The sequence below is a fragment of the Pseudomonas gingeri genome (genome assembly GCF_013386165.1).
Taxonomy (GTDB): domain Bacteria; phylum Pseudomonadota; class Gammaproteobacteria; order Pseudomonadales; family Pseudomonadaceae; genus Aquipseudomonas; species Aquipseudomonas gingeri_C.
The window spans coordinates 725,567-746,182 of record NZ_JACAOS010000001.1 but is presented as its reverse complement, the minus strand read 5'-3'; the positions used below and the strand labels follow the sequence as shown (position 1 = coordinate 746,182).

21 protein-coding genes, 1 tRNA gene and 1 pseudogene are annotated in these 20,616 nt (G+C 55.4%); 12 read left to right on the top strand and 11 right to left on the bottom strand.

Annotated elements, in window-relative coordinates; all coding sequences use genetic code 11:
* Window positions 1–427: 427 nt before the first annotated feature.
* Window positions 428–1,610 (bottom strand): annotated as a pseudogene (locus HX866_RS03355) (IS256 family transposase).
* Between the two features lie 183 nt (window positions 1,611–1,793).
* On the opposite strand from HX866_RS03355, the gene HX866_RS03350 reads away from it, so the two are divergent.
* Window positions 1,794–2,003: a hypothetical protein gene (locus HX866_RS03350; RefSeq protein ID WP_069556792.1), complete on the top strand. Its 210-nt coding sequence runs from the start codon at window positions 1,794–1,796 to the stop codon at window positions 2,001–2,003.
* Window positions 2,004–2,172: 169 nt separating this feature from the next.
* Here the strand turns inward: HX866_RS03350 and istB are convergent, their stop codons facing one another.
* From istB to HX866_RS03335, 3 genes are all read right to left on the bottom strand, one after another.
* The gene (gene istB, locus HX866_RS03345) at window positions 2,173–2,919 is read right to left on the bottom strand and encodes an IS21-like element helper ATPase IstB (RefSeq protein WP_177095785.1); all 747 of its coding nucleotides are present in this window, start codon (window positions 2,917–2,919) and stop codon (window positions 2,173–2,175) included.
* Complete coding sequence (gene istA / locus HX866_RS03340) at window positions 2,916–4,466, bottom strand: IS21 family transposase (RefSeq protein ID WP_177095784.1); 1,551 nt, start codon at window positions 4,464–4,466, stop codon at window positions 2,916–2,918. The genes istB and istA overlap by 4 nt, the downstream gene beginning before the upstream one ends.
* Before the next feature lie 241 nt (window positions 4,467–4,707).
* Window positions 4,708–4,971, bottom strand: coding sequence for a hypothetical protein (locus HX866_RS03335; RefSeq protein ID WP_177095782.1), 264 nt, complete (start codon window positions 4,969–4,971; stop codon window positions 4,708–4,710).
* Window positions 4,972–5,083: 112 nt separating this feature from the next.
* Here HX866_RS03335 and HX866_RS03330 point away from each other — a divergent pair, with 112 nt between their 5' ends.
* Complete coding sequence (locus HX866_RS03330) at window positions 5,084–6,124, top strand: hypothetical protein (protein ID WP_177095780.1); 1,041 nt, start codon at window positions 5,084–5,086, stop codon at window positions 6,122–6,124.
* Window positions 6,125–7,388: 1,264 nt separating this feature from the next.
* Here HX866_RS03330 and HX866_RS03325 read toward each other — a convergent pair.
* Both HX866_RS03325 and HX866_RS03320 read right to left on the bottom strand, forming a co-directional pair.
* Window positions 7,389–7,559 carry a hypothetical protein gene (locus HX866_RS03325; protein ID WP_177137672.1) on the bottom strand — a complete coding sequence of 57 codons (171 nt, stop codon included), beginning with the start codon at window positions 7,557–7,559 and terminating at the stop codon, window positions 7,389–7,391.
* 14 nt (window positions 7,560–7,573) lie between these two features.
* Window positions 7,574–8,080, bottom strand: coding sequence for a GNAT family N-acetyltransferase (locus HX866_RS03320; RefSeq protein ID WP_256344794.1), 507 nt, complete (start codon window positions 8,078–8,080; stop codon window positions 7,574–7,576).
* Between the two features lie 177 nt (window positions 8,081–8,257).
* Here HX866_RS03320 and HX866_RS03315 point away from each other — a divergent pair, with 177 nt between their 5' ends.
* The 6 genes from HX866_RS03315 (at window position 8,258) to HX866_RS03290 (ending at window position 13,317) form a co-directional block, all read left to right on the top strand.
* The gene (locus HX866_RS03315) at window positions 8,258–8,401 is read left to right on the top strand and encodes a hypothetical protein (RefSeq protein WP_177137986.1); all 144 of its coding nucleotides are present in this window, start codon (window positions 8,258–8,260) and stop codon (window positions 8,399–8,401) included.
* A gap of 259 nt (window positions 8,402–8,660) precedes the next feature.
* Complete coding sequence (locus tag HX866_RS03310; RefSeq protein ID WP_256344793.1) at window positions 8,661–9,092, top strand: TIGR03757 family integrating conjugative element protein; 432 nt, start codon at window positions 8,661–8,663, stop codon at window positions 9,090–9,092.
* Window positions 9,089–10,024 carry a TIGR03756 family integrating conjugative element protein gene (locus HX866_RS03305; protein WP_177137985.1) on the top strand — a complete coding sequence of 312 codons (936 nt, stop codon included), beginning with the start codon at window positions 9,089–9,091 and terminating at the stop codon, window positions 10,022–10,024. Before HX866_RS03310 ends, HX866_RS03305 begins: the two co-directional genes overlap by 4 nt.
* 20 nt (window positions 10,025–10,044) lie before the next feature.
* Window positions 10,045–11,406, top strand: coding sequence for an integrating conjugative element protein (locus HX866_RS03300; protein ID WP_042934593.1), 1,362 nt, complete (start codon window positions 10,045–10,047; stop codon window positions 11,404–11,406).
* 10 nt (window positions 11,407–11,416) lie between these two features.
* The gene (locus HX866_RS03295; RefSeq protein ID WP_017124269.1) at window positions 11,417–11,788 is read left to right on the top strand and encodes a hypothetical protein; all 372 of its coding nucleotides are present in this window, start codon (window positions 11,417–11,419) and stop codon (window positions 11,786–11,788) included.
* Complete coding sequence (locus HX866_RS03290) at window positions 11,785–13,317, top strand: conjugal transfer protein TraG N-terminal domain-containing protein (RefSeq protein ID WP_177137984.1); 1,533 nt, start codon at window positions 11,785–11,787, stop codon at window positions 13,315–13,317. Before HX866_RS03295 ends, HX866_RS03290 begins: the two co-directional genes overlap by 4 nt.
* A 39-nt stretch (window positions 13,318–13,356) precedes the next feature.
* Here HX866_RS03290 and HX866_RS03285 read toward each other — a convergent pair whose 3' ends face one another.
* Complete coding sequence (locus HX866_RS03285; RefSeq protein WP_177137983.1) at window positions 13,357–13,740, bottom strand: hypothetical protein; 384 nt, start codon at window positions 13,738–13,740, stop codon at window positions 13,357–13,359.
* 136 nt (window positions 13,741–13,876) lie between these two features.
* On the opposite strand from HX866_RS03285, the gene HX866_RS03280 reads away from it, so the two are divergent.
* Together HX866_RS03280 and HX866_RS03275 are read left to right on the top strand one after the other, a co-directional pair.
* Entirely contained in the window at window positions 13,877–14,167 is a 291-nt protein-coding gene (locus HX866_RS03280; protein WP_083875266.1) for a type II toxin-antitoxin system ParD family antitoxin, read from the top strand.
* Window positions 14,168–14,169: 2 nt separating this feature from the next.
* Window positions 14,170–14,526, top strand: a complete 357-nt coding sequence (locus tag HX866_RS03275; protein ID WP_177137982.1) for a type II toxin-antitoxin system RelE/ParE family toxin — start codon at window positions 14,170–14,172, stop codon at window positions 14,524–14,526.
* 192 nt (window positions 14,527–14,718) lie between these two features.
* Here the strand turns inward: HX866_RS03275 and HX866_RS03270 are convergent, their stop codons facing one another.
* The 3 genes from HX866_RS03270 to HX866_RS03260 all read right to left on the bottom strand — a co-directional run bounded on the left by HX866_RS03270 (window position 14,719) and on the right by HX866_RS03260 (window position 16,620).
* Entirely contained in the window at window positions 14,719–15,087 is a 369-nt protein-coding gene (locus HX866_RS03270; RefSeq protein ID WP_177137981.1) for a hypothetical protein, read from the bottom strand.
* 67 nt (window positions 15,088–15,154) lie between these two features.
* Window positions 15,155–15,964 carry an AbiJ-NTD4 domain-containing protein gene (locus HX866_RS03265; RefSeq protein ID WP_177137980.1) on the bottom strand — a complete coding sequence of 270 codons (810 nt, stop codon included), beginning with the start codon at window positions 15,962–15,964 and terminating at the stop codon, window positions 15,155–15,157.
* A gap of 107 nt (window positions 15,965–16,071) precedes the next feature.
* Window positions 16,072–16,620: a hypothetical protein gene (locus HX866_RS03260; protein WP_177137978.1), complete on the bottom strand. Its 549-nt coding sequence runs from the start codon at window positions 16,618–16,620 to the stop codon at window positions 16,072–16,074.
* A gap of 277 nt (window positions 16,621–16,897) precedes the next feature.
* Here HX866_RS03260 and mobH point away from each other — a divergent pair, with 277 nt between their 5' ends.
* Window positions 16,898–18,775: a MobH family relaxase gene (gene mobH, locus HX866_RS03255; protein WP_177137976.1), complete on the top strand. Its 1,878-nt coding sequence runs from the start codon at window positions 16,898–16,900 to the stop codon at window positions 18,773–18,775.
* Window positions 18,772–20,124, top strand: coding sequence for a site-specific integrase (locus HX866_RS03250; RefSeq protein ID WP_177137974.1), 1,353 nt, complete (start codon window positions 18,772–18,774; stop codon window positions 20,122–20,124). Before mobH ends, HX866_RS03250 begins: the two co-directional genes overlap by 4 nt.
* Before the next feature lie 390 nt (window positions 20,125–20,514).
* On the opposite strand, the gene HX866_RS03245 is transcribed toward HX866_RS03250, so the two are convergent.
* Window positions 20,515–20,590 (bottom strand) — tRNA-Lys (locus HX866_RS03245).
* Window positions 20,591–20,616 lie beyond the last annotated feature (26 nt).

Sequence of the window (20,616 nt, the reverse complement as noted above, 5' to 3'; positions counted from 1 at the left end):
TTCAGCCTGAAGCGACTACTTCGCTGTTCACCACGAAGGTCTGCTCTTGGCCGATTCCGCCGCGCACGGCTGACCGCTACCGGCCTAAAAACTAGCCTCTCAAGCCTGCGCTCACCCAACTTTCAGTCAGCGTAATTGTTTAGCTTCTTCCCCAATCGCCTGCACCGCCTTGGACGATGGTCAACCCCAGCCCTGCTTCCAGGTCATTTCCACGGCTATGGAATCGCTCGAAGAGTCGATCACGCTCTGTTTCGTCTATTTTCCCCTCCTAAGACAATGAGATGAAACTTGGGCGCATCCGACTTTGTCGTACGTTTGCACGAGTGCGAGCACGCAACTTGATCGATCACATCAGACGGTGATGGGCGAGGATCGTGTACCAGGAAGTGGTGTAACTCATCATGGCTCTGGCCACTGAGTTTGCCGTTTAGTTGATCACGGCCGACAGCTTGGCCTGCGGATTATCGCTGACCGCCTCGAAAGCCTCCAACTGCATATAGCGCCGTTGCAGGCACCACTCGTCGTTCTGCTCCAGCAGCATCGCCCCGACCAGCCGTGTAATGGCTGGATCGTTCGGGAAGATACCCACCACTTCCGTACGGCGCTTGATCTCGACGTTGAGCCGTTCCAGCGGGTTCGTGCTGTGCAACTGTTGCCGGTGCGCCTTAGGGAACGCCATGTGGGCCAGCACTTCATCCTCGCAGCCGTCCATGAGTACGGCGACCTTGGGGTACTTTTCCCGTAACTGATCCGCTACCAGGCGCCATTGCTGATGGCATTCGGTTCGGCTGTCCTGGGCGAACACCTTGCGCAGCAAGGCCGCCGCCATGGTGCGCTTGGGCCATGGCGTTGCGCATGAAGTATACCCGGCAGCGTTGCCAGGTCGCATGAAACACTTTGAATACGGCCGCTTTGAGCCCTTCGTGGGCATCAGAGATCACCAGCTTTACACCGCGCAAGCCACGTCGCATCAGGCTTCGCAGGAAGTCCGTCCAGAATGGCTCAGCTTCCGAGGGACCGACGCGCATGCCCAGGATTTCCCGGCCACCATTGGTGTTCACCGCCACGGCGATTATGACGGCGACCGACACAATACGCCCGGCCTCCCGTACTTTGACGTAGGTGGCATCTATCCAGAGGTAGGGCCAGTCACCTTCAAGTGGGCGATCCAGGAGCGCGTTGACACGCTCGTCAATCTCGCCGGCCAGTCGCGAGACCTGGCTCTTGGAGATACCGGTCATGCCCATGGCCTTGACCAACTCGTCTACGGAGCGAGTTGAAACACCCTGGATATAGGCTTCCTGAATCACTGCGGCCATGGCTTTCTCGGCGGTGCGCCGAGGTTCAAGGAAGCCAGGGAAATAGCTGCCTTGGCGCAGCTTGGGGATCTTGAGATCAACGTCTCCGGCGCGGGTTTGCCACAGGCGATCCCGATAGCCGTTGCGGCTGTTCACCCGGTCTGGGCTTTTGACGTCGAAGCCGGCGCCGCAGAGGCCTTCGACATCGAGCTCCATCATGCGCTGGGCAACGAACTGAATCATTTGCTTGAGCAGATCGGCGTCTGCCCCTTTCTCAACCAGCTCGGTCAATGCGATAGTGGATTTGGTCATCGTGGTTTTCCTGGTGTTCGTTAGGTCTTCGCAAACACAACGTTAGCCAAAAACCACGATGACCAACCTCTTTCGCCCGCAGGGCGCCTTCGGTTGGTTCAGTTACACCACTTCCTGGGACACGATCGGTCAGTCGGATTCAAGGCTAGCTTTCATCAATGGTCTCAGCATGAGGGGTGCCAGATGAGCATCGACAAAACGACTAAACTGACCAGTACCCGTAGTGAAGAAAACGCGAACCTACTACTCCGGGTCGGATGGACGCTTTTGCTCGTGGCTGACCGCCAGGAAGGCGCCTACCAATGGCTGCTTTATCAATTCGGATGGCAGCGGGAGGGTGAACCGCCTGAAATCACTTTTACCGGTGTTGAGGGTGGCCCAGATCCATTCTGATCATGTCGGATAAAGGAAGACGATCCAAAATGGGCATAGCAAATGGCCGAATTCCGATATGGCGAAAGGTATTGAAAAACAGGCGGTTGCATTGCACTTGACCACCTGTTTGCATTCGACTTGACCAATTGCATTCGTATTGACCACCATAGACGTATTCTGGATGCTCTTACGCCCGTTTGCGACTTTTTACCCTTCGCATCGATTCGCCCCTCAGTTCGATGACATGGGACTTGTGAACGATACGGTCAAGAATTGCGTCGGCAATCGTGGGGTCAGAGAACAGGTCATACCATTTTTCTTTCGGGTACTGGCTTGTGATCAGCAATGACCCGTTCTGTGACTGCTGGTCGATAACGTCTAGGAGGAACGGGCCGAGTTGGGCGTCAATGCCACCGATGCCCAAATCGTCGATGATTAATAGTTCTGCGCGTATCAATTGCCGACGTAGTTTGGGCATGGTGTGGTCAGCGTAAGAAAGTGAGATCTCTTCAAAAAGCTTGCTGGCGGTGCGATACAGCGTCGCTCGCCCAAGGCGGCAGGCCTGGTTTCCGAGTGCGCAAGCGAGCCAAGTTTTGCCAGTGCCCGTGGCGCCTGTGATGATCACATTCTGACGTCGCGCTAACCATTCACACTCTCCGAGGGTCATGACAGTATTCCGGTCTATGCCTCGGGATGCTTTGAATTCAATGCTGTCCATTGTGGCTTCATTCTCACGAAGCCTCGCGGCCTTTAGCAAACGTCCAACCTTTCTGCTCTCACGCTCGCTATTTTCGGCGTCCATCATTAAACCAAGCCTTGTATCGAATGGTTCTTTCAGCAGCGCCGGTGTTTCAAGCTGTCGCTCGTAGGCCACGGCCATCCCGTGCAGACCAAGAGTCATGAGGTTTTGGGCAGTATCGAGGATTGACTTCATAGCGGCTCATCTCCTTGTGAGGCGTAGTATTCAGCACCGCGTATGTTGGTGTGTTCGACCAAGGGGGCGGATCTTTGGTAGTTGGGACGCAGGTCAGATTCGTTCCGAAGGATCGATCGTAGCCGCTCAGAACTCAGGATTTTCAAGCTGTTGGCATAGCCGCACGCGGATTCAAGGCGAGACGGCGTGATCGCACCCGTGCGAACGTCGCGTTTCAGGCCAATAACGGCCTTCAAACCTGTCGCGAAATCTTTCCTTAGATTGAGGTTGTCCTTCACGAAACGGAGTGTTTCCGGCCCGACAGTCTCAGCCCATACCATCAGCGCTTCCGGCTGGGAGTCTTGAAAATGGCTGTGATTCGGGGCCAAGTGCTCTCTGAGGGTGCTAGTGCCGCGCTGGCGATTGAGCTTGTGCGAGCCGATGACACGGCGTTGATGAAGGATTTCGAGCCAATCGTGTCGCACGCGTAAATCGACAAGAAGATTCGCAAAGTGATAAGGGACGGAGTAGCTGTGCTCTTCAAATTCTACGTGGTAGTCGCTGCCTACCCGAACCTGATACACCCACTGACTGTAGCTGTATCGCTGTTCTGGAAGGGGCTTGAGGGCTGGATAATCAAGCTCAAGGAAGCGGCTGGTTCTGCTCTTCGGGTACGTCCGTGTGATACGATTGTTTAGCTCATCGACCCAGTAGCTGATTTTCTCGTTGAGCTCTTCTAGGGAAAAAAACGTGCTCGCTCTCAGCCTTGCGAGAACGAACCTCTGTACCAGTTGAACGGCAATCTCACCTAGCGACTTGTCTTTCGGTTTACGCGGTCTGGCGGGGTAAATTTGAAATCCGTAGTGCTCAGAAAACTCGGCATAGGCACGATTTAAGGTCACCACATCTCTCGTGTTTTTAGTCACTGCTGACTTCAAATTATCAGGCACAACGAACCGGGGAACCCCGTCGAAGAACTCCAGGGCCAGAACGTTGCATCTGAGCCAGTCTGGGGTCGTTTGACTGTTCACAGCGGTGGCAAAAATGTATCCCGAGGCGCCTAGCGTTGCCACGAACACCTGGGCTTGGCTAATCGCTCCCGTGTCCGGGTTGGTCACGGGCATTGTCCTGCCACAAAAGTCCACGAAGCACTTGTCTCCGGGGAGGTGAATCTGTCGCATGCTCAGCTTTTGCCTATTGACCCACTCACGATAGAGTCGCGTGAACTGAGCATAAGACACGCCTTCTGGCTCGCTCGTACGAAACTCTTGCCATAGGAGCTCTAAGGTGATGTCAGGAAGTTTTAGCTCTTCATGGACGACGGGCCATGACGGGTAGACCTTCCTTTGAGATGAGGTTCTCTGCTCGGTATGCAGACGCTCCGCGAGCGCTTTGTCGTCAAGGTGCTTTAGCTCTTCCCAGCTTTGCCCGCACTGAGCCAACTGATCGCGAATGGTGCGAACAGTGTTGTGGGACACTTTGGCTAATAGACCAATCTTTCTATTCGAAAGCTTGGGGTCGCTCGCGAGACGTAGCACCTCGCGCTGCGTACCTATTGGCAGCCTCATATGTTCTCCTCGCGACAGGCATGTAAATGCCTCACAAGTCGCGCCGTGTGAAAATTGCAGACAAACGGAAGGTGGTCGACTTGACGCCGAACGCGAGGGAACACAGAATGATGGCGCATAGGGCTGAAAAACCTAATACCATCAAAAAAGCCTAGGGCTCCACCCCTGGGCTTTTTTGTGCTCCAAATCCACCGGCTAACTCCTAGCCTGGTCTCATTGCCATACTCCTCATATGCCTAGTTCATACGGTCTGCTGCCGTGCGCAGCGCTGCGTGGCAATCCAACATGCAACCTCTTTGGACAGGGCAAAGAAGCCCCGACGATTGGGCACCTCAAACAGGGGAACGTCGATAGTCCCGCGCTGTTTGGCTTTTCGAAACGCGTCATAGGACGCGTATCCCAACTCTCTCCACAGCGCACTGCCACCCACCATCAGGCCATATCGATCTTTGAGATCAAGCTCTAATTCGGATGCCAGATTTTGGATTTCAAGGGGCTCGCGCATCGCACTTAATGTCCGGTTTGGTCACAGTTAATAGTAATAAACTGCCCCCTTGCGCTCCAGCCGTAAGGCGTCTACATTTTTTACGGTACAAAGATCGATTGAGGATCTTTAAGTGTCTGATTTTAATAGAATTGCAAAAATTTATTCGGAGTTCGCAGACAGCTTGCGCAAATCAATTCCGGAAAATAGCACCCCCCGAAGCAACACGGTGAAAATGCTTGCTGTGGGCTATTGGTTTGAGGGCCTGAGGCAGCGGACAGGCCTCAAAACGGCCTATGCCCTTGAGCTGTACTTCGAAAAAGAGTCGTTTCGAAGAAATACGAATGGCACGATCCGGCATTACCGAAGCAAGTGGTCTAGGTACGAACAGAAAATTATCTCGCCCAAGGCCGAGACCTTGAGCAGAGTGGAGGTGCTAGCACCTGGATCCTCCCGCGACCTGAACCACCCCATATGGACGTTGATGAAAGAGATCTCCCGGAAACAGGAGATCAACTTCGACAGTTACTTCCGAACGCTAAACACCGAAGTCCAACTGGTGCTTTACCACAACACCAGCAACATGATTTGGGACAGTGTTCAGCGCGAGCCAATCACTCAAGTTCTACTCGAAAAACTCGAACGCAGGGCAAGCCTGGATGCCCTCGCTGCGCTGATCGCGATAGTGGTCGAAGCGGATCATCTTGGTCGAAAATCTGTTGCTATCAAGGCAGCAAACTCCCTACACAAAGTACTTCTGATGCTGGCGATGGAGCTTCAGGCGCGCGGGGTTGCCATTGGCCTAATCGATTGGCTGGCGCTCAACGTCTTACCTCTTGGCGTGCCTGCGCACTTGCAGATCTGGATGAACAGCGCTGACTACATCCACGCATCAGCCCATTTGAACACCATGGTTTACCAACATCCGGAAAGGCGCGGAAAAACCTTGCCTTGGAAGCTTCGTATCAGGCTGATGTGCAAGCTTCTTGCCGGGGATATGGGAATTGACGTTCTGCACGCAATGCGTCCGCAGTTCGAGTTGCGGGAAGACATCGGGGAAATCGCGGGCGAGTTGGTCGAGGAGTTTAAGAAGACGTCGGCACTCAGAACTTGGGGGTGGATGTGCATCGCTGATGGCACACCCCAGGTAGTGCCCCCCGTAGCGCTGCTGTAGCCTTCCCATCATTCGCTAGGCGAGTGGTCAAATCCAATGCAAATGCCTGGTCACGTCCGATGCAAACGACTGGTCAAGTCGAATGCAAACGGGTGGTCAAGTGGAGTGCAATTTCCCAGGCCCGGAGCAGGAGTTCAGGGCGCTTCACAGAGCACGCAGATTCTTGCCGAAAGGTCGACCAGGGCCGCCCGCGACTCAGACCAATAGCTCATAGAGCCATTCTCCGTTTTCGTGGAGCTGGGAGTGGAAAGGGTGACTTGTCGCTCTGGAAGGGCGAAAGTTGCACCCAACCGAACACCTAGCCGGGCCAACGGTTGAATAAAGCCCCAGCTTATTGCATGAGCTTTTTTGGGTAAAAAAAACCGCCCTGACCGAAGTCAGAGCGGTTTCCACCACTAAGACCTTACATCAGGTCGTCGTAGTGATCTCGCAGAAAGTCGTACAAGCGAAACGCTTGAAACGCCTTCCATACGAGGCTCAGAACACGTAGGAAAATTTTCATACGTTTTGGCCTCCAGGTAGGGGGCCAAACCTCCAGAACGCATACCGGACCACACGAACTTTCGGATGACACGTCAATGCATCCAGTGAGGCGGCCGGTTGTTATACCCCCCGAAACATCATTCCGGCACGGGTGCGAAGCCGTGTCAGGGAGCATGAAACCTTGGAGATAACCAGCCAAACGTCACTGTCTGCACTAACGTGCGAGCAAGGTCATAGTAACCCAGTTTTCCGTGCTGTCCATGTCACCGTGAATATTTGCCAAGCCCCGCAGATAAGGGCCTCCAGCAATTTTATAAAACGTTAATTTCCCGGAGCTGTGGCTCCCTCTACCCCTGACCAGAAAACGCCGTGTAGGTGCGTGAGGCGACGAATAACGCGCTTTCGCGGTATTACTGCAATTGCACAAATGCACTTGCGTGGTTATGATGAATCCACGTCAATGCATCCAGTGAGATGGTAAGCCAAGGCCGCGAACCGAGGTTTACAGAGAACCGCCCTATCCCGTAAGGCGGTTTTTTTTCGTCTGAGGTTTTCCCTTTAGGCGTGATGCTGCCGAGGTAGCCCGATGTTGATCAGCCTGGACCTCTCCCCGTTTGAGCTAAAGTCCCTGCAGGTTTTCCGCCAGCAGCATGCCTAGTACCAGCGCATCACGTCGGGCACGCGGGAACTAGAGCTGGCCCGCAGTTACAGCGCGCTCAGCGCTCCGGCGCAGGTCCTGGCCGGAGCACTGGACAAAGCCGCCCAAGCCCCGGGCGTGTAATCACAGCTCGACTGTGAAGCCGCGCAGCCCTAGCGCGTCGGCAAACCGCCCTACCGCCGTCAAGCTGGCCCAGGTGCGCAACGGCTCTCGACGGCTGCGCACCGGCACCAGGCGCGCCGTGGGCCCGCCCAGGCGATCGGAGTCCAGCAGTGGTGCAATGTGTATCACCATTGTCGTTTTTTCCTTCAGCATTCTATAAGTCGGGTGTACGCCAATGCCGCCTCACCGGAATAGCAGTCGGTCGTCTGCAGGGGGCTCTGTGAGATTACTTTGGCCGCAACTTTCTGCGATGCCAGGTTGGAGCTGCCCACAACAGCCTCGACATAGAACTGCTTAACATCGTGACGGCCTAGGCCTTTACGAAGCTCTTCAATACCCTGCCCTAGGATCTCAGTTGCCCAACCTCTTCCACGATATGCTTCCGGGACAGCATATCCGACCTGGAAGCAAGCGATACCGCCTATGGGGTCTACTGTCACGAACATTGACAGAGCCTTCACTCGTCCGTGCTCGATCTTGGCGTAGGTGTACCTCACACGACCATTGTGCTCATCCACAGCAACCCGAACGGTTCGATAATTTTCAGTGGGATGGGTAGGCATTCCTCTACGCACCTCCACCTGAAGACTTACAAGTGCGGCGAGCGGGTCTGTCATCGACATGTCAATTTTCCCTTTCAGTTCGTTATTCATACCACCCCGCCCTCCCCGGGCAGAGCCTGTTGTGTTTCGGAAACCCCACTCAATAAATGGTTATTTATCGCCTCACACTTGACGCCTGACCTGTCGTGACCCGGCCCGGGAAAACATCAAGTGGAACCGAAGCGGTCGTGACAGCAGCCTGACAGCATCCCAATTGAGGCGATTCACATGCTGAAAACACTTCGCGACATCTTGATCATTATCAGCCTACTCCTGCGCATTGCGGCACAACTGGCGTTGCTGGACCAACAACTGGTGCCACTATTAACCCCCAGTTTGCCAGCGACTTCGCTGATCTATGCCAGTTACTAGTTCTGTCTATACGCGATCCCGGCTGGCACCACCATTGGTGGCTGCCGGAAAATCCTGTAGGAGAGATGCCAAATGTGATTCGCCGATCACTGATTATCTTAACGAGCCAATCGCTAACCGCCTCATGAGGGCACTACGGTATTCAAGGGCTGCCGGGGCCCACAAACAGAAAAACAAGACCGACCGAATTCCTATTTTTTGCTGCGCTCAATGCCCCTATCCGGTTTCCTGCACCTGAACCCATTTCAGGTACGGCGTCATGACCCGGCATCCATCTCTACAACGCGACTCAACGCACAGGTTTCTGCCTCTCGCCCTGATGCTCATATCAGCTCTTGCACAGGCTGAGACCTGGGTGATCACCGACCGTGGACATCCGGTCACAGCTTCTGCGGGAGCCCGCATTATCCTCGTTGATGAGCAGCGACGCCTCGAGGAACAACTCTCTCGCGAGCTCCCCGCAGATCCGAGCCAGGCTGCGACATCCATTCAACGCTATCTGGCCACCCCGGCCGGGAAGCAGCTCCAGAAAGATCTCGCCAGTGCCCAGCAAGGCGTTACGGACGCCTGGAGCCTGGGAATCAGGAAAATCCCAGCCGTTGTTGTCGATCGCAGCTACGTCGTATATGGCGAGCCCGATGTGGCAAAAGCGGTGGGACTGATTGATCGAGCACGGAGCATGCAACGATGAGACGCCATCTGCTCCGGCCCCTATCGATGGCCATCACCTTCAGCCTGTCGTTCACCGCATCAGCCGCGATCAACACAGCCGCTATCGTCGCCTCGACACTCTCCCCCACCTGCCTTGAGTACCAGGTAGTCGGCATCTGTTACTGGTTGCTCTGCACCCCTTTTGGATGCACGGTCAAAACCTCGACGAAAGTCCGCCACTACGTTCCTGATGCCGTGGTGTCCGCCTACTCGAACACAGGAATGAACCCCTGGATCGAGATGTCCCCTCTTGGCTCGCCGAACCCGATGGCCCAGGCCGGCAACGACGGGACCACCAACCACGTTGCTGAAAACAACATCACGAAGTTCAAAGAGGCCGATGTGATCGGCCACCCGGGCGGAGCCACATTCAGCCAGTTCGCCAGCGCCTCAGGCTATGTCTGCAAAGGGGCGACCTTGCCGCTAGTTCCCTACTTCCTCAGCACCCTCGACCCCATTGCCTGGCGATACGGAGTGCCCGAGTCCGTATACCCCGAAGCACTCATTCCTGGCATGCGTGAAGTCAGCAGCCTCCTCACAGCAAGCAATTGGGGCAATCTCTACCCTCGTAGTGGCTTCCTCCACCAGGTCGACGACTACAAAACCGGCGCAGTCATCGCACAGCGCGCCGGCGACATCACGACCCGGATCGGGCAGGTCCACGTCTACCTGCCAATGCTCGCCCTCCCAATGCCAGGTTACTGGCCGGCAGGAGCACTGCTTGAAGGCATTGCCTTAACTGGCAAATGGCAAGAACTGACCCCGACCCTCAACCCCACTTGCGCAACCTTTCCAAGTATCACCCCCAACATCGACTCCCAGGACGGCGGGTATGCCTGGGCACTCTGGCGCCCGTACTCCTGCTGTGAGCGGCGTGGGCAGACCTTTCTCGGTAGCACGGACTTCCTATGAACTCTCGATCGGAGCACAACATGAAACTCACTCCCTGGGCGATCGGACTCGTCTGCAGTCTCGCCTGTGCAGCAGCTTTCGCGGCTGATCCCATCAACGCGTCATCCTCGGGCAGTGTCATCGGTGACGACGTGCTGTACAGCATTGGCGGCGGTAACGCAGTGACAATGGGCAGCGCCGGCAACATGGACAGCATTTCGGTCGGCGGAGGTTGGAACAACAACCTGGTCTGCGGAAACATGAACTTGAGCAACACTCTGGAAAACCAATTGAACGGAGCCACGTCCGGATTCCAGAACATCATGACCTCGGTGCTTTCGAACGCCACCGGTGCCGTAGCCTCTCTGCCGGCACTGATTCTCCAGCGGGCAAACCCAGCGCTCTACAACCTGATCACCAACGGCATTCTGCAGGCTCGACTCGACTTTGACCGCTCCAAAGGTACCTGCCGAGCAATCGGCGAGAAGATGGCGGACATCGCTGGCGGTCAAATGGGCTGGGGGAAAATCGCCGAAGGCCAGGCAATGAGCCAGGCTCTGACGACGAATACCGATGCAGTATCCACCGTTGAACAAGTCGAAAAGAAAGGTGGCAACGATGGTGTCACATGGGTGGGCGGTGATCGAGCTGGTGGCTCTGGCCAGCAGCCGATCCGCATTGTTGGAGACGTAACAAAGGCGGGTTACAACCTGCTGAACAAACGTGCGGCCACCGATACCTCATCAATCAGTAAGGACACCTGCAGCAACGGCCTGGTGTGCAATGTCTGGGCCTCCCCCCAGGAAGCCAGCACCTTCGCCAACCGTGTCCTGGGCGAGCAGCAACAACAGACCTGTGACAGTTGCCCTAAAACCGTCACCGCCGCCGGCGTAGGTCTCACCCCACTGATCCAGGAAACCTACGACACCAAACTGCAGGCGCTGCAGGATCTGCTGACCGGCAACAAGCCCATGTCTGCGGAGAATCTGGCCGCTGCGAGCAGTGACTCACTACCCATCACTCGTGGCGTCGTTGCCGCACTAAAGGATGAACGTGACCAGGACGTCCTGGCCCGCCGGCTGGCCTCAGAGGTCGCGCTCTCCGACGTCCTGGAGAAGGCCCTGGTTCTACAACGCACATTGTCGGCCGGTAGCAAAGAACCCAACGTCGCAGCCAATGACCTTGCGCTCCAGGCAGTCAACCAACAGAGCTCATCACTGCAGCAGGAAATCGGCAATCTGAAGATCGAGCTGGACATGCGTCAGCAGCTCGCGAAGAACTCGCCGATGACTATCATCGACCGCGCCAAAGCTCGAGCTGAAAATTCGCGCGGTGTGTTCCAGGGAGATCCGGAAACGGACCGTCTGAATCAGTTGCAGTCACCGGCCAAGAGCCGGCAGTGAGGCATTGACCATGACCGATATTCAGGATCCTGTCATTGCCCCCGCGCACTCGCTCCTCCGTCGGCTCGGCCGTGGCATTTTGATCAGTCTGGCCGTCTTAGTGGCCATGACACTCCTGGTCGTTCTGCTGAATGCTGTGTTTCTTCAACTCTTCAACAACCTGCAGCAGTGGCAAGAATGGCGCTCGAACCATTACTGGTACCTTCTGGCCTGGCGCCTGGTGCTCTATACCGCGCTGACGGTGGCCTGGCTCAAACTCAAGGCTCGCCTACCCGAGCCCGGCTTCCAAGTGCGTTTCTTGAGGGTAGAGATCCTGGTAGTTCTGCTGGTATTGCTGATTGAGCTGAGCAAAGTACTGCTTCAGCGAGGGGGTGGGCTGTGACCCTGTATACCAATGATTACCTTGAGTACTACCTGACCCTGGTCGGCTGGATCATCAACAACGGCATCTGGGACATGATCCAGGACACGGGACTGTTCGCCCTGCCCTTCGCAATCATCGTGATACGAGAATGGCTCAAGGTCCGCGGTGAAGGCGCGGATGAGGGCAATAAGGGCGTTCTCTCCCTGGCCAGAATCGAGACCAGCATCTATGTCGGGTACGTAGTCGTGGCGCTATGCGGCGTTCCGGCCGTGAACGTGAGCTTCGACACGCTGCAATTTGATCAAACCCGGGCACAGCAATGTCAGTACAACCTACCGGCGCCGACAGACACAGGTTGGAACACGTCATTCAGCTCTCTGGCCGGCAAGAGCGCACAGATGCCTGTCTGGTGGGCTTTCATGCATGCGCTGTCCAAGGCATTCACCAACGGTGCCGTCGCTGCGATTCCGTGCGGGACCGACCTGAGGCAGATGCGCATGGAGGTCGACAGCTCTCGCATCAATAATCCCCTGCTTGCCCAGGAGGTCGCGGATTTCACCCATGACTGCTACGGCCCCTCCAGGGCACGGTTGTTCATGCGACAACCGGATCTCGGATCTGCCGCCAGCAAGTCCGATACGCTGCAGGATCTGAGCTGGATCGGCTCGCACTTCTTCCTCAACACGGCGGGCTACTACGACACCGACTACTCCAAGACACCACGAACCTCATGGCCCTACAACGCAACCCGGGATGCAGGACTACCCGAGGTCACGGGCGGCGGCGGATATCCGACCTGCAAGCAATGGTGGTCCGACGGAAGCATTGGCTTGAAAGATCGACTGCAGGCCCAGGTAGATCCAGACCTGATGACAAAATTGCTTGGCTGGGCAAAGTGGCTGTCGTCTGATCAGGTCAACGAGGCAGTCATTCGGCAACTGGTGTCCCCCACCAGTCAGGTCCAAGGCGACGTCTACACCGATTATGGCGGACAGATCGGAGGGACCGTTTGGAATGGTGCTGCTCGTGCAGGGGGAACGTTAGGCGTTGCGCTGGGAGCATTAGGCTATTTCCCAGCAATGGATATGGTTCGCCAAGCACTGCCAATGATTATGGCCTTCTTGAAAATGGCAATGGTGATTTGCATCCCGATAGTCCTGATCATCGGTGCATATCAATTGAAGATAGCCATGACGATGAGTGTCGTCTTCTTCTCACTTATATTCGTCGATTTCTGGTTTCAACTCGCCCGGTGGGTCGACAGCACGATCCTGGACGCACTCTACGGCTCAGGCTCACCGCACCTTAGTTTCGATCCGGTAATGGGATTGAACACAGCTACACAGGACGCAATTCTCAATTTCGTCATGGGATCAATGTTCATCATTTTACCCCTCTTCTGGATGACAGCCCTAGCATGGGCCGGATTTCAAGCAGGTGGTGTTCTTGATGGGCTATCGCGTGGTTCACAACCAGTGGAAAAAGCCGGAGCTACTGGCGGTTCCATTGGAAAACAAGCTATTGGTTCGGTCGGCGGAAAGAGCTAATAAAAAGGAGGACTGTGTCCTCCTTTTTTGTATCAATAGTCAGAAATCAAGACGCACATCATCGACTCTGTAATATCCCCAACCTTCAGGTCCATCTCGCCAGATTGCCTGTTCTTGGTGATCTTGATGAAGGCTCTCGTTATGATCTTGGCCCCCCCAACACTCAGAATCAGATGAACTGAGAAGAACAGACGCATCTCCTTTCACAGCCGCCCACAGAATAAGCCCAAAGCTCACCATCGTCATGATCGCGCCAGCAAGCCAGTGAAAGAGTACTGTCGAAAAAAACAGGATTGCAGCAAAAAGCACCAGTCTCTTTGTCCAACGAAGCACCACGTTTTCATCCGCCAGGAAAAACCGCACACCTCGACCAAGGCCATAGCCCAAGCGGCTTGCAAGTCCCTGAGAGCTCTGTACGGTCATGGTGATGTCTCCTTTGCCCTTTCTCATAGAGGCGTCCTGATATCAGATATACGCCGGATTTGGCGAACTTGCAAGCCTGCTGGCATAATATGCCAACATCGAAAAGCGTCCCTTCCTCCCACCACTGGAGCACACCATGGCTACTCGAAATGTCGTCCTAACCGACCACCTGGAACAGGTCGTCAACGACCTGGTGCTCTCTGGTCGTTACCAGAACGCCAGTGAGGTACTGCGCGAAGGCCTCCGTCTCCTGGAGCAGCGCGAAGCGGAAGAAGCCGCCAAAGTAGAAGCCCTGAGACATGCCACCTCGATCGGACTGATGGATCTGGAGCAGGGTCGATTTGTGGAGGTAGATAGTGAAGGCCTGGGCAGGCTGCTGGCAGACATTGGCGAAGCCGCCTCCCTCTCCGTCGCCGAGAAACACTGAGCATGGTGCAGTACCGAATCACCGACACCGCTTTAGCGGACATCACCGATATTCTGAGGCATTCGCAGGTGCAGTTCGGCACAACGGCTCGGCTCAGGTACGGGGAGCTTATCCGCACAGCGATCGAGGACCTGGCTACAGTGCCGAATAGGATCGGTAGCAGTCTGCGTGACGAGATCACTCCCGGCCTGAGAAGCTTTCATCTGTGCCACTCCCGCAAGCGCGCAGCCACATCAAATGGCATGGTGCAAAGGCCTCGGCACGTCATGTTCTACCGATTGGCCGACGACCAGGTCATTGAGGTTGTTCGGCTGCTACATGACGCAATGGAGGCCAGGCTGCATCTTCCCGATGATTGATGGAGCAAATGGTCCAAAGGGAAAGGGTTCTCGAAAAGCGAATGGAATGGTCCAGAAGGGTAAAAGCCCTACCTGAAAGGGCTTGAAGCAAAAGGCATTCACACTCCCGCTCTAACGATGCTAGAGCCCGCACGATGGCCGACTGATTGGGCAACGATCCTTCGATTGGCTTGCGTGTTTGGGTAAGACCGTTCAGGTTTCCCCCTTGCCAGCACTCATGATTCCGGTCGAAACGTCGTTGTCGATTTCAATCTGATCCAAGAGTCGTCTCTCAGCCGCATTTGGCAATTTGTACCGATAAATCACATCAGTAACATATTTGATATCCGAGATGCTCTGCTCAATGGCAATGGATGTCCCGGCCAGTTGCTCCAAGTTAGCTTTCGTCCACTCGAAACTCTCTTTAAACCTATTCTCATTATCGTCGTGAAGAGCAGCCATGACCTGAATGAGCGATGAAATTCCAGACTTGACTCGGGAAACATTAAGTAAAATCCCTACGCCTAGGATGCACATCACCGCCAACAAGCTAGCAATAATCATCAGCAAAATTTCAGTCATAATATTTTTCCTACTTGCACGGATTCGCTACGCTTTTGTTCGTCGGGAAAGCCCACGCCCAACGCCATCACTGAGCATTCGACTTCTTGATCAGATAGTTGCTCACCGAAGCGCACAAACCGACGACCAATTCGGCATCCTCAAAGGATGGTTCCCTCCCTTCCTGAAGGTGCCGGCCGAACTCCGACGCATACGCCCAGGTCTTGATCACCGCTTGGTCTAAAGGGGGTGAGATGAGCATGCGATTATCATTCATGATCTTCCCAAGAGTTGCTTGATGATCACCGGTAAGCTGCCTGGCGACACATTCCAGCGAAGCCATTGCATGCTGTATGGCCCCTGTAGGATCAGGTGCTGGCCGTCGCGAGAGATCAGAGATTGCCTCGTGCAACTCGCTGCTAGCCGTGTGGTGCCCGGCTTGCAGCTCCGTTTCCCTGGCCGATCTTAGGATCACTTCAAACGACTCCGGACCTCGGATCTCGACACGACCATCGAGCAGCTTCCACCCAATGCCATGCTCAACAAAAAACTCGTTCAACTCTTCAGTGAAGTACTGGTACACACCTTGGGGGTAGTTCCTCTGGCGGAGACATTCAGCTACGCGCTCGATCACGTCATACACCTTGAACCATTTACACTCGCTCAACAGCTGCACGTTTTCTTGGTGGATGTTGGGCCGCTCGCTCCAGTTCTGCTTATTGGCCAGAACTTTCAGGGCTTGGCAGATGATTTCACGTAGGTCTGACGGCTCCAGGCGGCACTCATAAACGAGCTGAATCAGGTATTCCTTCAACTCCTGCGGTGCATCTTCGCGGATGGTGATTTCTGCCTCTTGGACAGATGCAAAACCGTGACGCTTCGAAAATGAATCCCTCATAAAACGATTCCCTGTCTGTTTTCGAGGATGCTAGGTGAGCGTCCTCCTACGCGCTTGGCCCCAGTTCTAGGCTGTAGCTGTGGTGAATCTGGAGCACTTTTCCTCGATCATCTGGAGACGCCGCTGGAGACTTGGAAAACCATCTGCAATGCTGCTTTTTCGGCGGCCCGAGTATGTGCCGCTACGTCTGCCAGTAAGTGATCTTGAAAGCGGCTCAATGCATCAACGAATCCTGTCGAGAGCCAGTAGTAGTCCACGATCACGACTTGGCTGCGAGCGATGCCATGCGCCGTCAGTACGGGATTGAGCATGCCTTCATCCGGTAGTGATTCACCGAGGACGTAATAGACCAGCTTCGCGCTACCGCCCCTGTAAAGATCGGACTCCGCGGCTCCCGTATGAAGGAGGCCGCATCTTGCCGCCCACAGGTCCTCAGCGTTGAAGTCAAAAGTGTCGCCATTGAACAAAAATCGGTGCACCCAATCCTTAAAGCCTCGACCACCTGGCTCGCCAGTTGTGTTCAGCCAAGACATGTGGTCGATCGCCGAATAAATTAGGGCAATTGCATGGGTATGGTGCCCAGCCTCCATCAGCGTGGTGATTGCTGCAAGGTTGGAACGGAAGGTCAAGCTGATTCTGCTATCAAGTTGGGTCATAGCTGTCCTCATGGCAGCGTTTTTTCCGTCACGGTTGTGGCCGGTGCTTTTCCAAACTGACTAAGGGGTCAATCTTGCCCTGCTGGGCAAGAACGTGTGAACCGCCCCAAGATCCTAGCTCCATGGAAGCTTGTTTTCCACACAGCTCAGACTGTCATGCCTTGCGACATCATTAAGCCATCAAAAATACTATTCGCTGCTGATGATGCTTTCCCATTGAGCAACACCCTCCAGATAGAGGAAAAGCCCGCCCCATGAATCTTTCGTGGAGTTGGCCATGTTCTCAATCTTCCGGCGCGGCAAAGCCCAAGCTACCGCGGCCCCCTCACCTAGCGGCTACCTACAACCCGCCCAAGGCCTGGAGCTACTTGCGACTCCGCGTCGTCAAAAACTACTGGAAAACATCTGGCAGCGCGCATCGTTATCCCGCCAGCAGTTTGTCGAGCTTTACCGACGTCCACTTGAGCGCTACGCGGAATTGGTCCAGCAGCTCCCTGCTTCGGAAAACCACCACCACGCGCACCCCGGCGGCATGCTTGACCACGGCCTGGAAATCGTCGCCTATGCCTTGAAGATCCGACAGACCTACCTACTGCCGATCGGCGCACCACCGGAGTCGCAATCGGCACAGGCCGAAGCCTGGACTGCGGCGGCGGCATATGGGGCACTGATTCACGACCTCGGGAAAATCGCCGTCGACGTGCATATCGAGCTGCAGGGCGGCAAGACCTGGCACCCGTGGCACGGTCCCATAACCCGTCCCTACCGATTCCGCTATGTGAAGGGACGCAATTACCAGCTCCACGGCGCAGCGGCCGCGCTGATCTATGCACAGGTGCTCACACCGGACATCTTGGACTGGCTCAGCGACTTTCCTGAAGTGTGGTCGCAGTTGATCTTCATCCTGGCCGGCCAATACGAGAACGCCGGCATTCTGGGTGAAATCGTGGTACAGGCCGACCGGGCGTCAGTTGCCCAGGAGCTTGGCGGCAATCCTGCTCGAGCGCTGGTCGCGCCCAAGCAATCCTTGCAACGGCAGTTGGCAGATGGCCTGCGCTATCTGGTACGCGACAAATTCAAGCTGAACCAACCTGACGGACCTTCAGATGGATGGCTGGCTCAGGACGCCTTATGGCTGGTCAGCAAGCCGATAGCCGATCAGCTACGTGCCTATCTGCTGACACAGGGTGTCGATGGAGTCCCTACTTCGAATGCACCGTTCTTCAACATGCTCCAGGATCAGGGAGTCATCCAGACCAATGCCCAAGACAAAGCAATCTGGAGGGCCACGATCGACAACGGGAATGGCTGGCGCAACACATTCACCTTACTCAAGCTGTCGCCGGCACTGATCTGGAATGATGTGACTGACCGCCCCCCGGTTTATTCGGGCACCTTGGAAGTCGATGCTGGCTCAACCACCGAGGAGCCACAGGAGGTCAAACAATCCCTCGACCCGGGCCTACCAGAAAGCAACAGCACTGGTCCAGCGCTCCACACTACAAACGTTTCAGCCCCTGTACTAAAGCCTTCAGCCCCCCCCACCAATGATCCTGCTGAAATTGACGCGCTTATGGCCCTCCTGGGTAATATCACAGCGCCACTAGAAGGCCACCCAGAGGATCCACTCTCAGCGGCACAGACCGCACCTTCGAAACTGGAAGAAATCCAGCCAATCGAGCCTTCAGTCGCGGGAAGTGAACCTGTAGCGAGCACCGAAGATATGGCTCCGATGCCGAGCCATAAGATCGAGCTGGGTCAGGGATTTGTTGAATGGTTAAGGAATGGCCTCGTCTCCCGGCGAATCATCATCAACGACACAAAGGCACTTGTGCATACCGTGACGGGAACCGCAATGTTGGTAACACCAGGAATTTTCAAGCGTTTCGTACAGGAGTTCCCTGCCATCGAAGCACAGGCAAAGGCCCAAAAAGTGGAAGCTTGGCAACTGGTGCAGCGAAGCTTTGAAAAACTGAAACTTCATCGAAAGACAGACAAGAGCCTCAATATCTGGACCTGCAACGTCATCGGTCCGCGCAGTACAAAGAAGCTCAAGGGATACTTGCTGATCGATCCCCTGACCGTGTTCAACGAATTGCCCTTCGACAATGTGAGCTTGAGTCTGATCTCTGGATCAGCGGAGGGCTCTGAATGACCGCTCCACTGGAACTGGCCAAGGATTACATCTTCACTCACGACCTGAGGGAGTCGAGCGGAAAAATCTACCTGGCGTCCACCCGAGCGTTGCTCAGGTATTTCGGTACAGAGATCGCGGCGGAAGACATCGATCACCGCGGCGTTCTTGGATGCCGAAGGGCGCTTCTGGAGAACGGCCTGTCGAAGCAGAGCTGGAACACCTACTCCAACCATCTGCGCACTGTCTGGGGTTATGCCCTGGAACAGGGTTTACTAACCCATACGACGACCAACCCGTTCAAGAAAACCGCGGTGATTCCGCCGAAGCGACCGAGCAAGACGATCGCCCGTGACGCGATAAAGATTGCGCGTGATTGGCTCAAGGCAATGGTTTCGGAAGAGCGCTGCTCGAAAAAACGCAGCAAAGTCACCCCAGCCTGGTTCTGGCTGGCTGCCTTCGAGATGTTCTACTACACGGGCATTCGACTGAACGCGCTGCTGACGCTTCGCTACCAGGACATCGACTGGCTCAACAAACTGATTCGGGTAGAGGCCGATACGGAGAAGACACACCGCGAATTCTCCATACCGATCATGGCGGGCCTGGAACCGCACATACGGCGCTTGCTGGATGCCGCAGATGAAATTGGCTTCGCTCCTGGCGATCAGTTGTTCAACGTCAACCGGTTCTCCAGACACTATCGATCCAAGGTCATGAATATCGACCAAGTTGAGGGCATGTATCGCAAGCTGACCACGTCGCTTGGGGTGCGCATGACCCCGCACCGGTTCAGGCATACCCTGGCCACCGACCTGATGAGGCAGCCCGAGCGCAATATCCACCTGACCAAGAACCTGCTGAACCATTCGAATATCGCGACCACCTTGAGTTACATCGAGGTCGATTACGATCACATGCGCGCCGTACTTCATGAGCGCAGCCTGGCCCAGGGAGCAATTGCGTTCGAAAGACGCGTCGACGAACACATTCCCGCCTCCCCGGCCAATACCTTGCCCGATCCTGGCGAGCCACCGCTCATACCCCACATACCGGAGGTCCCACCGGCGCCGGCGGCAATTGAGGTGGTCGGGGCCCCCCCCTCCCTGCTGCTACCGCCTGAATCACCGCCAGTCTCCAAACTGCTGACTCAAGTCGCCAGCATCAGTTCAGAACGATATTCACTGGAGCAGGCCATTCTCCCAGTCGGTACCGGCCTCAGTCACGAGCTCACATGGGATGGTCCAGGTACCTGGTGGGAGGATCTCGGCATACCCCAGCCCCCATCCATGGATGAGGGGTCTGAGTCGTCCGTGTTGTTCACGCTGATGATCAGCAGGGTGGGTATCAAGAGCTACAGCTGGGGCTGATGCAGCCCATTGCAGGATCGCTGTAGCAGCTAACAGGCATGAGAACCGGCACTGTCTGTCTGGACATACGCGGCTGCCTAAAATTCAACAAATACGCGTCAAGAATAGTCTGTCAGACCTTTGGGAAAGGTCCCAGCGTGCTCAGAGATTCTGCAGGGCAGACAAGCTGCAGATTGACAAAACGCTCTAGCCTCGCTCCTGCAAGTCGAGTGTTCCATATTGACATCACGCCAACTCGAAACTAATGTTCGAGGCAGACGGCTGCATGTCAGCAAGTAAGTGTTGCGCCCTTTACGACTTCAGAACCGCTCAACGTGCCATTTTGTAGGCAAAAAAAATCCGGAACTCCTCACTTTCGTGGGCATTCCGGATTTTCTTCTACAACAAATATGGTGGGTCGTGTGGGATTCGAACCTACGACCAATTGGTTAAAAGCCAACTGCTCTACCAACTGAGCTAACGACCCGCTGTGTGGTGGCGCGTATAATACTG